The organism is Kluyvera ascorbata, assembly GCF_023195735.1.
GTDB classification, from domain to species: domain Bacteria; phylum Pseudomonadota; class Gammaproteobacteria; order Enterobacterales; family Enterobacteriaceae; genus Kluyvera; species Kluyvera ascorbata.
On record NZ_CP096201.1, the window covers coordinates 2491899 to 2507346 of the forward strand.

The following is a 15448-nucleotide window of genomic DNA, read 5'->3' on the forward strand; positions in this document are numbered from 1 at the left end:
GGAACCTCGGGTGAAACAAAAATCCCTCTCTTTCGTCACCCTCATCGCTCTGGTGGCGCTGGTGGCATTACCGCTCTTTTTCATTCTGTTGCAGGCTATTTTCCCGCAACTTAGCGCAGGTTCGCTGCATCAGCCATTTAGTGGGATTACGGCTTTACTGAGCGATCCGCAGCTGATGCCGATGCTCGGTGGAACCCTATGGATTGCCTGCGGCGTGGCGTTGATGAGCGTGATTGTCGGCCTGCCGCTCGGCGTGCTGCGCGGGCTGTTTAACCTGCCGCTGCCGAAACTGTGGGATCTGCTGTTCTTAATTCCGTTCCTCACGCCACCGTATATCGCTGCGCTGTCATGGATGCTGGTGTTGCAGCATAACGGTTACCTGCAGCAGTTGACCGGTTGGGATCTGAACGATCTACTGTTTAGCCGCACGGGGATCGTGCTGGTGATGACCCTGAATATCTTCCCGGTGGTCTATTTTGCCGTCTCCCGCAGCCTGCTGGCGAGCGGGCAGCGGCTGGCAATTGTTGCACGGGTTCACGGGGCGAGCGCCTGGCGGGCATTCTGGCACGTCACGCTGCCGATGCTTTCCCCGGCGCTGGCGGCGGGGATGCTGCTGGCCTTTACTCTGGCGATTGAAGAGTACGGGGTGCCTGCGGCGCTGGGCTCGCGGGCGGGCGTGGTGATGCTCACCGTAGGCATTGAGAAAAAGCTCGCGGACTGGCCTATCGATCTCACCGGTGCGTCGCTGCTGTCGGTACTGCTGATTACCGTGGCGCTGCTCGCCTGGTGGTTACAAAAACGGCTGACGGGAACGACGGAGGTCACCAGCGTCACCGGAAAACCCGGGGAGAACAGCGGGGCGTCGCTCGGAGTGATGACGCTACCTGCGCTGCTGGTGATGGGCGGTGTTGGTGGCCTGGCGGTACTGCTTCCCGGCGCGTCGATGGTCGCAACCAGCCTGATGGGGACGCTTTCCGGCGGATTGAACATGGGCAACTTTACGTTGAAGCACTTTAGCGCGCTGTTCGCGCAGCAGGGCGATGCGCTGTCGGCGCTGGGTACCAGTTTATCGCTGGCGCTAGCCTCTGCACTGATTGTCGGCCTGCTCGGGCTGGTGGCGGCCTGGCTGGTGCTGGTACAAAAAATCAAAGGCAGCGCACTGATCGATGCCCTGTCGCTGATGCCTGCCGCGCTGCCGGGAGTGGTGGTGGGCGTTGGGCTGATTCTACTGTGGAATCAGCCGTTCTGGCCGGTCTCACCTTACAATACGTGGTTTATGCTGCTGCTCTCTTATTGCTGTCTGCTACTGCCGTGGCCGGTACGCTATGTCGGCAGCGCCCTGCGTCAGTTGGGGAATAATCTGGAGCCCGCGGCGCGGGTGCACGGTGCGTCGCCGTGGCAGGCGCTACGGCTGATTGTCCTGCCGCTGGTGTTTCCGGCGCTGCTGGCGGCGATGCTGATGGTGTTTGCCGTTGCTTCCCGTGAACTGGTGACTTCTCTGCTGCTGGCACCGGCGGGGACGCAGACCGTAGCGGTGTTTATATGGCGGCAGTTCGAGCAGGGGTCGGTCGGTCAGGGGATGGCGATGGCGAGCCTGACGCTGTTCGTCGGGCTGGGGTTAATGCTGACCGCGCTGGGGTTAATGCAACGAAGTACACGGTAGGTTAACCGATCGCACAAATCGGTCAGTAGACCGGGCAAAATAGGTTATAAAGAACGGACACCAACGCTGGAGGCATTGATGACCCCTTTCTTAAGCGCCTATTTTGCTCGTCTCGGTTGGACGGGAACCCCTGACGTATCCATTGAGACGCTGCGCAGTCTGCATATCCACCACAACAGCGCCATTCCGTTCGAGAACCTTGACGTGCTGTTACCGCGCGAGATGCACCTCGACGATCAATCACTGGAAGACAAGCTGGTTCACGCACGTCGTGGCGGCTACTGTTTTGAACAAAACGGTCTGTTTGAGCGCGTACTGCGCGAACTGGGTTTCCACGTGCGCAGCCTGCTGGGCCGCGTGGTGCTATCGCATCCGCCGCAGATGCCGCCACGAACCCACCGCCTGCTGCTGGTGGACGTTGACGGCGAGCGCTGGATTGCTGACGTAGGCTTTGGCGGGCAGACGCTGACCGCGCCAATCAAGCTGCTGGCGGATATTACCCAGACGACGCCGCACGGCGACTATCGTCTGCTGTATGAAAATCAGGAATGGATTTTACAGTTCAGCCACCACGATCACTGGCAGTCGATGTATCACTTCGATTTAGGTCGTCAGTATGCGTCAGATTACGTGATGGGCAACTTCTGGTCGGCGCACTGGCCGCAGTCGCATTTCCGCCACCATCTGCTGATGTGTCGTCACCTGCCGGACGGCGGCAAAATGACGCTGACCAACTTCCACTTTACCCACTGGGATAACAATCACGTGGTCGAGAAGATTGATTTCCCGGACGTGCCCGCGCTGTACGAGGCGCTGCAAATCCGCTTCGGGCTTGGTGTGACCGACCCGAAATATGGCTTTAGCGTCAGCGAACTGGAAGCCATTATGGCGGCATTCGACACCCACCCCGAAGCCGGAAAATAACCCGTAGCCCGGCCGAGGCGTAGCTGACGCCGGGGTTTGACACCGAGATGCCCCGGCGGCGCTTCGCTTTGCCGGGCTACGAAATGTTCAGGGATGAGATGATGGCATTAACGATTCATATATTGCTTGAAAACCACCTGGCTCGCGGTGCCGATAGCGGACTCCGAGCCAAAGCGGGATTAAGCCTGCAGCTTGAGGATGAAACCACCTCGATTCTTTTCGATACCGGCCCTGATGACAGTTTCCGGCACAATGCCGAGCGAATGGGGATTTCGCTGGATAACCTCACGGCGACGGTGCTTTCACACGGTCATTACGACCATTGCGGCGGCGTACCCTGGCTGCCGGATAACAGCCGCATTATTTGCCATCCGACCATCGGCAACGAGCGCTATGCCACGCTGAACGTGGCGGGGCGCAGCCATAAAATCAAAAAGCTGTCGCTGGAGATTGATTACGCTCGCCATCGTATGGAGTGCACCCGCGCGCCGCTGCACATTAGTGACCGTTTTATCTGGTCAGGCGAAATAGCCGTTGATAGCCCCAAAGCCTACGGTGTGACCGGCTACCAAACGGATTACGTGATTGATGAGGGGGTGTTGATTTATCTGTCCGAACGCGGGCTGGTCATTATTACCGGCTGCGGGCATCGCGGGATTATCAACATCGTGCGGCACTGCCAGCAGATTACCGGCATCGACAAGGTTCACGCGATTATCGGCGGTTTTCATCTGCGCAGTGCTTCACCGCGCACGCTCTGGCAGGTCAGGCAATTTTTACAGCAGCTTAACCCCGATAAAATCATGGGCTGCCACTGCACCGGCGCGTGGGGAAAACTGTGGCTGCCGGAGGTTATCTCCCCGGCAACCGGCGACACCTTCACCCTGTAGCCCGACGTCGCTTCGCTTGGCCGGGCTACGGAATGAGAGGCTTCGCGCTAGCTTAACCCTAAGAAATGCTGAGCGATTTTGAAGTAAATAATCAGCCCGGTGCCGTCAATCAGCGTGGCGATAAACGGCGCGGAAACCACCGCCGGGTCGATGCCGACGCGTTTAATGACCAGCGGGATCACCGAGGAGACGATCGCGCTCCAGATGGTAACGCACACCAGCGTCAGGCTGACGATAAAGGTGATTTCCGGGCCAATGCCCATGATCCATGCTCGCAGACAGCCTGCTGCGCCGAGCGTGATGGCGACAAGCATCGCCGTCGACATCTCTTTACGCAGAATTCGCCCCAGATCCCTTAAGCCCACTTCGCCAAGCGCCATGGCGCGCACCAGCGTCGAGGTGATTTGCGTACCGCTGTTGCCCCCGGTGCCAATCAGCAGCGGGATAAAGAAGGCCAGCGCGATGGCGGACTCCAGCGCCTCTTCAAAGTGCTGAATCACGGTACTGGTGTACGCTTCCGCGATAAACAGCAGCAGCAGCCAGACGGCGCGTTTTTTCCACAGCGTAACCGGGCTAATCTCCAGATACGGTTTTTCCAGCGGCAACGTCGCCCCCTGAAGCTGCGCATCTTCGGTGATTTCATCGGCTAACAGCTTATCAATCTCTTTTTCATTGAGGCAGCCGATAAGCTTGCCGTTTTCAATCACCGGTAGCAGCGTCAGGCGGTGCTTTTCGATAAGCTCTGCGGCCACGTCGCGGGTATCGTCCGGACCGACGTGGAATAGGGTGGTGGTCATCAGCTGCGCGACCGGCTGATTATCGTCGGACGCTTGTAACAGCGCGCGAGTGGATAATATTCCACGCAGGTTGTCGCCGGAAACCACGAATACGGCGCAGGGGAAATGATCGTCATTTAATTGTCGCAGGAACATCTCGCGCGCTTCTTTTACGCTGAGAGGTTCCGGCAACGAAATAAATGTTTTCGACATGTAGCTTGAGATAATATCGCCCGTAGCCGGGGCAGTTGGGTAGTGCGGCGCAGTGGCATGAATATAAGACATCAAAATGTTCCCTATAGAAATTCTATATAGGGCGATCAAAACTGGAAATGCTGAGAAAAATCCCTACGTCCCGGTTTTAGCACTGAACAACGTATCTGTACGACCTTGAGCCGTCAGAAGTTATCTTGGCAACACCTTGATTCGATGGATGCCTGTATTTCCCTGTGATGGTCTCTCTCGATACCACCAGGGCGATAACTTATGTTTATTCAGGAGCCTCGCCATAACAAGATTATTAATTACGATGCTGAGTGAATTTATATTTCCCGCGTGATTTCAGACACGCTGGTAAATTCAACGAGCGTAATATAGCGCGTTATTATTCATTGTGGTGGTGAAAGATAAAGTGGTTGAGATTAGGTTTAGTATTTTGTTTGTGGCGTAAAAAACCCGGCGTCGCGATGCTCAGCCGGGCTACAGGGATTAAAACGGTTATCGGCGTGAGCGTACGACCTGATAACGGCGAGTCAGGTATTCCACCGGCGCGCTCCAGACGTGTACCAGGCGGGTGAACGGGAACAGCAGGAAGATGGTCATGCCGAGCACCAGATGCACGCGGTAAATCCAGGCCACGCCGTCCAGGTGCGCCGATGCGCCGCCGTGGAAAGTGACCACCGCCTGCGCCCAGTCCACCAGCTTCAGCATCTCGCTGCCGTCAGGGTGCTGCGCGGAGAACGGAATGGTGGTCAGGCCGAGGCAGCACTGGATCAGCAAAATACTGAGGATCAGAATATCCGCCGTCGATGAGGTTGCGCGAATGCGCGGGTTGAACAGACGACGAATCAGCAGACCCGCGCCGCCGACCAGCGTCATTACCCCACAGGCACCGCCGAGAATCATCGCCATCAGCTGTTTCTGCGACAGCGGCAGCCAGGATTCATATACCCAGTGCGGCGTCAACATGCCGAAGAAGTGGCCGAAGAAGATCCCCAGAATACCGACGTGGAACAGGTTGGACCAAATCACCATCCCGCGCTTATCGAGCATCTGGCTGGAGGAGGCGCGCCAGGTGTACTGACCATAGTCGTAGCGCAACCAACTGCCCAGCAGGAACACCGTGCCGCAGAGGTAAGGGTAGATGTCGTAAAAAAAGACGTTGAGGTACTGTATCATTTCGGGCCTCCCGCACGGACGTCCACGTACTGTGGCGCCACGTCCTGGCTAAAGCGTCGTTGATAACTTTGCAGCGGGGAACTGTCACAGGCGGTGGCGTTATCTTCGATAAACTTCACCTGTTCCTCTTCCCAGACTGCGTCCAGCGCCTGACGGGTATCATCTCGCGCTTCGCCCGCCACCTGTTTTGTGACACTGTCACTTGATAATGATGTTTTCGCCAATGACAGCAGGGTATCGAACAGCTGATACCACGGTGCCTGACGCTGTTTCAGCCGACCGCCAATCAGCGCCAGAATTGGCGCGACGTTTTGCAGGCCTTCCTGCGCCTGAGCCTGTGGCAGAATGCTGAGATACTCGAGATAGAGCGGCAGATGGTCAGGCAGCTCGCGGCAGTCGAGCTGCAAACCGGCCTGTTCATACTGCGACATGAGCTCAACCATCGCTTGACCACGATCGCGGGATTCCGCATGGACGTGCTCAAACAGCATGAGTGACGTTGCGCGCCCGCGCTCGAAAATCTCGCACCATTCGGCCTGCTTATCGAGCAGCGAGGCCGCCAGATGCTGTTCCAGGAACGGGCGCAGCGCCGGGGCATCGCTGTCGATTAACGCAAATAGCTCATCCTTGTTGTCCCAGCTGAGCTCATCGGGGTACTCCAGCAGCAGCCCGATTATTTTCAGGACTCGCATTAGTTTTTCTCCCCGATATTGATGGCGTCTATACGATGGCTGTTAAACAGGTTGAACTTGGTGTCCGACCCGTGACAACCGTCGCCGAAGGTGAAGCCGCAGCCCTTGCTTTCCGGGAAGGCATCTTCCGCCATTTCACGGTGGCTGGTTGGAATAACGAAACGGTCTTCGTAGTTGGCAATTGCCAGGTAGCGGTACATCTCTTCAACCTGTTCCACGCTTAAGCCCACTTCTTCAATCGCGCGGGTGTCGGTGACGCCTTCAACGGTCTGAGAGCGTTTGTAGTGACGCATTGCCATCATGCGTTTCAGCGCGCGCAGTACCGGGCCAGTGTCGCCCGCGCTGAGCATATTCGCCAGGTACTGTACCGGAATACGCAGGCTTTCCACCGCCGGCAGAATGCTGTCGGTTTTTGGCAGACCACCGGCATCGGCAACGGACTGAATCGGTGACAGCGGCGGTACGTACCACACCATCGGCAGCGTGCGGTATTCCGGATGCAGCGGCAGAGCTAGCTTCCAGTCCATCGCCATTTTGTACACCGGTGAACGTTGTGCGGCGTCGAGCGTGTTCTGGGTGATGCCCTGTTTCAATGCTTCTTCAATCACCGCAGGGTCGTGCGGGTCGAGGAACACATCGCACTGACGCTCGTAGAGATCGGTCTCGTGTTCGGTGCTGGCTGCTTCTTCGATACGGTCAGCGTCATACAGCAGCACGCCGAGATAGCGAATTCGCCCCACGCAGGTTTCCGAACAGACGGTTGGCTGGCCGGATTCAATACGCGGGTAGCAGAAAATGCATTTTTCGGATTTGCCGCTTTTCCAGTTGAAGTAGATTTTTTTGTACGGGCAACCGGTGATACACATACGCCAGCCGCGGCACTTGTCCTGGTCAATCAGCACGATGCCGTCTTCTTCACGCTTGTAAATCGCGCCGCTCGGGCAGGTGGCGACACAGCTTGGGTTCAGGCAGTGTTCGCACAGGCGCGGCAGGTACATCATGAAAGTGTTTTCGAACTGGCCGTACATCTCTTTTTGCATCGCCGCGAAGTTCTGGTCATGGGCGCGTTTTTCAAATTCGCCGCCGAGCAACTCTTCCCAGTTCGGGCCCCATTCAATTTTGTTCATCCGCTGGCCGCTAATCAGCGAGCGCGGGCGGGCGGTGGGCAGGTTTTTGCCTTCCGGCGCATTGTGCAGGTGCTGGTAGTCGTAGGTGAAAGGTTCGTAGTAATCGTCGATGCCAGGGATAAGCGGGTTGGCGAAGATTTTCGACAGCACGCCCAGACGGCCGCCCATGCGCGGGGTCAGTTTTCCGCTGATACCGCGCACCCAGCCGCCTTGCCATTTCTCCTGGTTTTCCCAGTCTTTCGGGAAGCCGATGCCCGGTTTGGTCTCGACGTTGTTAAACCACGCGTATTCCATCCCTTCGCGGCTGCTCCAGACGTTTTTACAGGTCACGGAGCAGGTGTGGCAGCCAATGCATTTATCAAGGTTTAAAACCATCCCAACCTGTGAGCGTATCTTCATTTTGCCGCCTCCTGAACCTGGTCATTGCCTTCATCATCCAGCCAATTAATGTTTTTCATTTTGCGAATCATAATGAACTCATCACGGTTCGAACCGACCGTTCCGTAGTAGTTGAAGCTATAGGCAAGCTGCGCATAGCCGCCAATCATATGGGTGGGTTTCGGGCAGATGCGAGTGACCGAGTTGTGAATCCCTCCGCGTCGTCCGGTGACCTCAGAGCCTGGAATGTTCATGATGCGTTCCTGAGCGTGGTACATCATGGTCATGCCCGGCGGCACGCGCTGGCTGACTACCGCGCGGGCGGTGAGCGCACCGTTGGCGTTGAACGCTTCAATCCAGTCGTTATCGGCGATACCTAGCTCTTTGGCATCGGTTTCGCTCAGCCAGACGATCGGCCCGCCGCGCGACAGCGTTAACATCAGCAGGTTTTCGCTATAGGTGGAGTGAATGCCCCATTTCTGGTGCGGCGTCAGGAAGTTCAGCGCTTTTTCCGGGAAGCCGTTTGGCGGAATTTCCTTCATGTGGCTGACGCTGCGGGTGTCGATTGGCGGGCGATAGGCCACCAGGCTTTCGCCGAAATCGCGCATCCACGGGTGATCCTGATACAGCGACTGGCGGCCCGACACGGTGCGCCACGGGATCAGCTCGTGCACGTTGGTGTAGCCCGCGTTATAGGAGACGTGCTCATCTTCAAGGCCGGACCAGGTCGGGCTGGAGATGATTTTGCGCGGCTGCGCCTGAATATCGCGGAAGCGAATTTTCTCGTCTTCTTTGTTGGTCGCCAGATGGGTGTGGTTGAGGCCGGTAAATTCGCCTAGCGCTTGCCAGGCTTTCACCGCAACCTGCCCGTTGGTTTCCGGGGCTAAGGTGAGGATCACTTCGGCGGCATCAATCGCCGTTTCAATGCATGGGCGGCCTTTTGCCGGGCCGTCGAGCTTGACGTAGTTGAGCTTACCGAGGAAGTCGATCTCGGTCTGGGTTTTCCAACCGATGCCTTTGCCGCCGTTGCCGAGTTTGTCCATCAATGGGCCGAGCGAGGTAAAGCGCTCGTAGGTGGCCGGGTAGTCGCGTTCAACGGCGACAATGTTTGGCGCGGTTTTGCCTGGGATCAGGTCACATTCGCCTTTGCGCCAGTCCTGAATGGCAAACGGCTGCGCCAGCTCCGCCGGGGAGTCGTGCTGTAACGGTTGCAGCACCACGTCGGTTTCTACGCCGAGGTGACCCTGACAGATTTCCGAGAACGCTTTGGCGATGCCTTTGTAGATTTCCCAGTCGCTTTTGGACTCCCACGCCGGATCCACCGCCGCGGAAAGCGGGTGAATGAACGGGTGCATATCCGAGGTGTTCATATCGTCTTTTTCGTACCAGGTGGCGGTCGGCAGGACGATATCGGAGAACAGGCAGGTACTGGACATACGGAAATCAAGCGTGACCAGCAGGTCGAGTTTGCCCTCGATGGCGGCGGTCTGCCACTCCACTTCTTCCGGTTTTACGTCGTCGGTCGAACCCAAATCCTCGCCCTGAATCCCGCTGTCGGCACCGAGCAGATACTTCAGCATGTACTCGTGGCCTTTACCGGAGGAGCCCAGCAGGTTGGAGCGCCAGATAAACAGGTTACGCGGATGGTTCGCGCCGTTATCCGGCTGTTCGCTGGCAAAACGAATATCGCCAGACTTCAGCGCCTGAACGGTGTACTCCTGCGGCGTCATGCCTGCCGCTTCCGCTTTGGCCTTCACGGTCAGCGGGTTGAGGTTCAACTGCGGTGCGGACGGCAGCCAGCCCATACGCTCGGCGCGGACGTTAAAATCTATCAGATGCCCGGTGTACTTTTTCGGGTCGGCCAGCGGTGAGAGTAGTTCTTGCGCGGTCAGCTTCTCATAGCGCCATTGGCTGGCGTGGTTGTAGAAGTAGGAGGTGCTGTTCATCTGGCGCGGCGGACGGTTCCAGTCCAGCGCAAAGGCCAGCGGCAGCCAGCCGGTTTGCGGACGCAGCTTCTCCTGGCCCACGTAGTGCGCCCAGCCGCCGCCGCTTTGACCGACGCAGCCGCAGAACACCAGCATGTTGATCATCCCACGGTAGTTCATGTCCATGTGGTACCAGTGGTTGACCCCGGCACCGAGGATGATCATCGAACGACCGTGCGTTTTGTGCGCGGTGTCGGCGAACTCAAGGGCAATCTTTTCGATGTTGTGGCGTGATACGCCCGTTATCTGCTCGCCCCAGGCCGGGGTATAGGCTTTCACCTCATCGAAGCTTTTCGCCGCCAGGTCATCGTCCAGGCCGCGATCGAGGCCGTAGTTAGCGAGCACCAGGTCATAGACGCTTACGACCAGACGGCTGCTGCCATCGGCGAAGGTCAGCTGTTTTGCCGGCAGCTTGCGTACCAGAATCGGGTCTTGTTTGACGCTGCGAAAGTGCGGGTTTTCGTTGCCGCCAAAGTAGGGGAACGCCACGCCAGCCACGGTATCGCGGTTATCCAGCAATGAGAGCGCAAGCTCTGTCTCTTTGCCCGAGGCCAGCGATTCAAGGTTCCATTTGCCTTTTTCCCCCCAGCGGAAGCCTATCGAGCCGTTAGGTACCACCAGTTCGCCGTCGAGGCTATAGGCAACGGTTTTCCATTCCGGGTTATTGGCTTCGCCGAGCCCATCGACCAGGTCAGAGGCGCGCAGCAGGCGACCTGCGGTATACGAACCGTCGTCGCGGCTGTCGAGCATCACCAGCATCGGCATGTCGGTGTAGCGGCGGCAGTAGTTGATGAAATATTCGCTCGGGTTATCGAGGTGGAACGCTTTGAGGATCACGTGACCCATCGCCATAGCCAGTGCGCTGTCGGTACCCTGTTTCGGTGCCAGCCATTGGTCGCTGAGCTTGGCGACTTCAGAGAAGTCTGGGGTGATGGCAACGGTCTTGGTGCCTTTGTAGCGCACCTCGGTAAAGAAGTGGGCGTCCGGGGTACGGGTCTGCGGCACGTTAGAACCCCAGGCGATGATATAGCTAGAGTTGTACCAGTCGGCGGATTCCGGCACGTCGGTCTGCTCGCCCCAGGTCATCGGCGACGCTGGCGGTAAGTCGCAGTACCAATCGTAAAAACTTAAGCAGGTGCCGCCAATCAAGGAGAGATAGCGGGTACCGGCGGCGTAGGAGACCATCGACATCGCCGGAATAGGTGAAAAGCCCGCCACGCGGTCGGGGCCGTACTTTTTAATTGTCCAGACGTTGGCGGCGGCAATCAGCTGATTAAGCTCTTTCCACGAGGAACGCACAAAGCCGCCTTTACCGCGCGCTTGCTTGTAGCTGCGGGTTTTTTCCGGGTCTTTCATGATGCTGTCCCAGGCCACCATTGGGTCCGGGTGCGCGGCGAGGGCTTCGCGCCACAGCTCAATCAGCTTTTTGCGCGCCAGCGGGTATTTGAGGCGGTTGGCGCTATAGAGATACCAGGAGTAGCTGGCGCCGCGCGGGCAGCCGCGAGGCTCATGGTTTGGCAGGTCAGGGCGGGTGCGGGGATAGTCGGTCTGTTGAGTTTCCCAGGTGACCAGCCCGTTTTTAACATAGATTTTCCAACTGCATGAGCCCGTACAGTTCACCCCATGCGTGGAGCGAACGATTTTGTCGAATTGCCAGCGCTGACGATAGCTGTCTTCCCAGTCGCGGTTGTTGTCATAGACCTGTCCGTGACCGTTGGCAAAGGTCTCGCCTTTCTGCTTAAAGTAGCGAAAGCGATCCAGTAGCTTGCTCATACTTGCTCCTCCTGACGGGGGGTTTTGCTCCCCCGTGGTTACACTGCTCACATAGTTATGTTTATTTTGACGTCGGTTTGCGGCGGCCGTAGACGAGCCATGTCACCAGTACGCACACGACGTAGAAGACAAAGAACACTTTCATGGCGCCGACCGGTGAACCGGTCATGGCTAAAGAGGTGCCGAAGGCTTTCGGAATGAAGAAACCGCCGACTGCGCCGATAGCGGAGATAAAACCCAGCGCGGCGGCGGTATCGGTTACCGCCTCGTGCTGGGCCTGTTCATCCGTACCGCCGCGTTTTTTAACGCTGTCGATAGTGATTTGACGGAAAATCACCGCGATCATCTGGAAGGTGGAGCCGCTGCCGAGCCCGGCGGTGAGGAACAGGCCCATAAATACGACGTAGAAGGCGAGGAAGCTGCCGGAGCCGCTGCCCGGTAAGGTCAGGAACAGCAGGCCGGTGAATACCGCCATCAGTACGAAGTTCACCAGCGTCACCTTCACGCCGCCCAGTCTGTCCGAAATCACACCGCCAAATGAGCGCGCCAGCGCGCCGATAAACGGCCCGAAGAAGGCGAGTTTGAGGATGTTAACGTCCGGGAACTGGGTTTTTGCCAGCATCGCGAAGCCCGCTGAAAAACCGATAAAGGATCCGAAGGTCGCCAGATAGAGCAGGCTCAACAGCCACATATGCGGGCGCTTCAGTACCGGAAGTTGGTCACGCACGGAGGCTTTGGAGCTGGCAATATCATTCATCCCCACCCAGGCCGCGATAGTCGCGATAATTAGCAGCGGTACCCAGATAACGGCAGCATTCGCCAGCGAGAGAATGGAACCATCTTCCTGCGGTACGCCGTGAATGCCGATAAAGGTGAAGATGGGCAGGAAGATCACCGCTGGCGCCACCATCTGCATCACGCTGACGCCAAGGTTGCCCAGGCCGCCGTTGATGCCGAGTGCGCTGCCTTGTTTCGCTTTCGGGAAGAAGAAACTGATGTTGCCCATGCTGGAAGCAAAGTTAGCACCAGCAAAACCACATAGCAGTGCGATGATAATAAATACCCAGTAGGGGGTAGCGGTGTTCTGAATGGCAATGCCTAACCAGATGCACGGTACCACCAGGATCACCGTACTTACCACCGTCCATTTGCGCCCGCCCAATATGGGTACCATAAAGGAGTAGGGGACACGTAATATTGCACCGGAAAGTGAAGGTAGTGCTGTTAATAAAAAGAGTTGGTCGGTGGTGAAATTAAATCCGACTTTATTAAGATTGACCGCAACTGCACTAAATAACATCCAGACGCAGAAGGCGAGTAATAAACAGGCTACGGAAATCCACAGATTTCGCCTCGCAATTGATTTTCCTTTATTTTCCCAGAAGCCAGGATTTTCAGGTTTCCATTCTTTTAGAAGGTAATAATTCTCTTTCTCATTGCTTGCCATATAATCCTCGAGGAACGCGTCATAAAAAAGAAACAAAGGAAAAACAGCGAGGTAGGTGAGGAGGGGTATTATTGTCAGGCCGTTTTATCTCTTTATCGTTGAAGAATAGATAAAAAAAACGCGTTGTAAGAAAACGCGCTGTGAATAAAACGTTGTTAATTGTTACTAAATGTAAATTAAGTGGGCTTGAGCTCTAGCGTAATATAATGTTGTATATAGCGAGTGAAAATTTCGTCACTTATTTCTGCCATCCCTAGTGCATAAATTCCGTCTAGTCCACACACTAATGCAATTAATCGCCACGCAATGTTTTCCGCGCTATCTATTGGCCTGAATTCATTCGCTTCTGTTCCCCGCAAAATGAGTGATACGGTTTCCTTATGCCACATATCCATCGTGAGCAGGTAGGCCCCTTTTATTTCACTATCGCTGTCTGCCAGCAGCTGCGCTTCACGCCACAAGCGTATATAGGGTTCAAGTCGGCCATCGTCACTGCCAAGCATAGAAAAGAGGCGGTCATGCCAGCTCGCATCGTCCGCCACCAGAGGCATATCGAGCATTTCACGGATCAGCCTGACGAAGGCGAGGGATTTGAGTTCACCAATTGAGGTGAAGTGGTGATGTACCTGGCCGCTGGATACGCCGGCGACGCTGGCAATGTTGCGCACGGTCATGGCATTAAAACCCCCGCTTAGCGCCACCTGCATGGCGGTTTTGAGGATCGCTTCGCGCCGTTCTTCTCGATTTAAATAGTTCATTTTTCTTCGTTTAAGTAGGGTTTAGATGAGAATAACAAACAATTGGACATGCGTTCAACAATCCGGCAGGATCCTTTTCCTGGACATGCGTCCAACAAATTAACGATGTGAGGAATGGAAAAATGTCACGCCAATGGTTAACGCTCATGGCTATCCTGATGGTCTATATCCCGGTGGCGATTGATGCCACCGTGCTGCACGTAGCCGCGCCGACGCTTAGCGTTGCGCTGGGCACCAGCGGCAATGAGCTGCTGTGGATCATTGATATCTATTCATTAGTGATGGCCGGTATGGTGCTGCCGATGGGGGCGCTCGGCGATAAAATTGGTTTTAAACGTCTGCTGCTGCTCGGCAGCGGGATCTTTGGTCTGGCCTCGCTGGCGGCAGCGTTTTCACCGACCGCGATGACGCTGATTGCTTCCCGCGCGCTGCTAGCGATTGGTGCAGCGATGATTGTTCCGGCAACGCTTGCCGGGATCCGCACCACCTTTGCTGAAGCCCGTCACCGTAATATGGCGCTGGGGCTGTGGGCCGCCGTTGGCTCCGGCGGCGCGGCGTTTGGCCCGCTGGTGGGCGGTCTGCTGCTCGAGCACTTCTATTGGGGCTCGGTGTTCCTGATAAACGTCCCGATTGTGCTGGTGGTGATTGCGATTAATGCCCGAGTGGTACCGCGTCAGCCTGCGCGACGTGAACAGCCGCTTAATCTTTTCCAGGCGCTGGTGCTGATTGCCGCCATCCTGATGCTGGTATTTAGCGCCAAATCAGCGCTGAAAGGGCAGCTTGCGCTGTGGCTGGTGGCAATGGTCGCGGTTGCCGGTGCCGGAATGCTGTACTGGTTTGTTCGCAAACAGCTATCGGCCACGCGCCCGATGGTGGATATGCGCCTCTTTACCCATCGCGTTATTTTAAGCGGGGTGATGATGGCGATGACGGCGCTGATCACGTTGGTCGGCTTTGAGCTGTTGATGGCGCAGGAGTTGCAGTTTGTGCATGGCAAAACGCCGTTTGAAGCCGGGCTGTTTATGCTGCCGGTCATGGTGGCGAGCGGCTTTAGTGGCCCGATTGCCGGGGTGCTGGTGTCGAAGCTTGGGCTGCGTGAAGTGGCGACCGGCGGGATGTTGTTAAGCGCGCTGAGCTTTATTGGTCTGTCGATGATTGATTTTAGCACCCAGCAGTGGCTGGCGTGGGGGCTGATGACGCTGCTGGGCTTTAGCGTAGCCAGCGCGCTACTGGCTTCCAGTTCAGCCATTATGGCGGCGGCCCCGAAAGAGAAAGCGGCGGCGGCAGGGGCGATTGAAACGATGGCCTACGAGCTGGGCGCGGGGCTGGGCATTGCGCTGTTCGGCCTGATCCTGACCCGCAGCTACACTTCGTCGATTGTGCTGCCCGCAGGGGTAGACGGCGCGGCGGCTGAGCAGGCTTCGTCATCGATTAGTGAAGCCATTAAGCTGGCGCAGTCGATGCCAGCCATTCCTGCGCAACACCTGATTGAGGCGGCAAAAACGGCCTTTATCAACTCGCACAGCATCGTGCTGGCGACGGCGGGCGTACTGTTGCTTCTGCTGGCCGCCGGTATCTGGCGCAGCCTGGCGAAGGTGCCGAATCCGGCATGATTTTCTGATGGACCAGTCGTGCCC

11 protein-coding genes and 1 riboswitch are annotated in these 15448 nt (G+C 56.8%); of the genes, 4 read left to right on the forward strand and 7 right to left on the reverse strand.

What is annotated here, in order from left to right; genetic code table 11:
- Positions 1-10 precede the first annotated feature (10 nt).
- The 3 genes from MY052_RS11770 (at position 11) to MY052_RS11780 (ending at position 3477) form a co-directional block, all read left to right on the forward strand.
- The gene (locus MY052_RS11770; RefSeq protein ID WP_248538877.1) at positions 11-1663 is read left to right on the forward strand and encodes an ABC transporter permease; all 1653 of its coding nucleotides are present in this window, start codon (positions 11-13) and stop codon (positions 1661-1663) included.
- Between the two features lie 78 nt (positions 1664-1741).
- A complete protein-coding gene (gene nhoA / locus MY052_RS11775; RefSeq protein WP_248538878.1) occupies positions 1742-2587 on the forward strand; it encodes an N-hydroxyarylamine O-acetyltransferase in 846 nt (281 codons plus the stop codon).
- A 101-nt stretch (positions 2588-2688) separates the two neighbouring features.
- Positions 2689-3477 carry an MBL fold metallo-hydrolase gene (locus MY052_RS11780; RefSeq protein WP_248538933.1) on the forward strand — a complete coding sequence of 263 codons (789 nt, stop codon included), beginning with the start codon at positions 2689-2691 and terminating at the stop codon, positions 3475-3477.
- A gap of 47 nt (positions 3478-3524) precedes the next feature.
- Here MY052_RS11780 and MY052_RS11785 read toward each other — a convergent pair whose 3' ends face one another.
- The 7 genes from MY052_RS11785 to MY052_RS11815 form a co-directional block, all read right to left on the reverse strand.
- Positions 3525-4538: a magnesium transporter gene (locus MY052_RS11785; RefSeq protein WP_248538879.1), complete on the reverse strand. Its 1014-nt coding sequence runs from the start codon at positions 4536-4538 to the stop codon at positions 3525-3527.
- Between the two features lie 54 nt (positions 4539-4592).
- Positions 4593-4776: riboswitch (M-box (ykoK) riboswitch) on the reverse strand.
- A 194-nt stretch (positions 4777-4970) separates the two neighbouring features.
- Positions 4971-5651: a respiratory nitrate reductase subunit gamma gene (narI, locus tag MY052_RS11790; RefSeq protein WP_035897318.1), complete on the reverse strand. Its 681-nt coding sequence runs from the start codon at positions 5649-5651 to the stop codon at positions 4971-4973.
- Positions 5648-6343 (reverse strand): nitrate reductase molybdenum cofactor assembly chaperone, encoded by a 696-nt coding sequence (gene narW, locus MY052_RS11795; protein WP_035897317.1) that lies wholly within the window; start codon positions 6341-6343, stop codon positions 5648-5650. Before narW ends, narI begins: the two co-directional genes overlap by 4 nt.
- Entirely contained in the window at positions 6343-7869 is a 1527-nt protein-coding gene (gene narH / locus MY052_RS11800) for a nitrate reductase subunit beta (protein ID WP_202218024.1), read from the reverse strand. Before narH ends, narW begins: the two co-directional genes overlap by 1 nt.
- Positions 7866-11606 (reverse strand): nitrate reductase subunit alpha, encoded by a 3741-nt coding sequence (locus MY052_RS11805; RefSeq protein WP_248538880.1) that lies wholly within the window; start codon positions 11604-11606, stop codon positions 7866-7868. Before MY052_RS11805 ends, narH begins: the two co-directional genes overlap by 4 nt.
- Before the next feature lie 61 nt (positions 11607-11667).
- Positions 11668-13053, reverse strand: coding sequence for a NarK family nitrate/nitrite MFS transporter (locus tag MY052_RS11810; protein ID WP_248538881.1), 1386 nt, complete (start codon positions 13051-13053; stop codon positions 11668-11670).
- Between the two features lie 176 nt (positions 13054-13229).
- Positions 13230-13811: a TetR family transcriptional regulator gene (locus MY052_RS11815; protein ID WP_035897575.1), complete on the reverse strand. Its 582-nt coding sequence runs from the start codon at positions 13809-13811 to the stop codon at positions 13230-13232.
- A gap of 122 nt (positions 13812-13933) precedes the next feature.
- Here MY052_RS11815 and MY052_RS11820 point away from each other — a divergent pair, with 122 nt between their 5' ends.
- Positions 13934-15424 carry an MFS transporter gene (locus MY052_RS11820; RefSeq protein ID WP_248538882.1) on the forward strand — a complete coding sequence of 497 codons (1491 nt, stop codon included), beginning with the start codon at positions 13934-13936 and terminating at the stop codon, positions 15422-15424.
- The last annotated feature ends 24 nt before the right edge of the window (positions 15425-15448 follow it).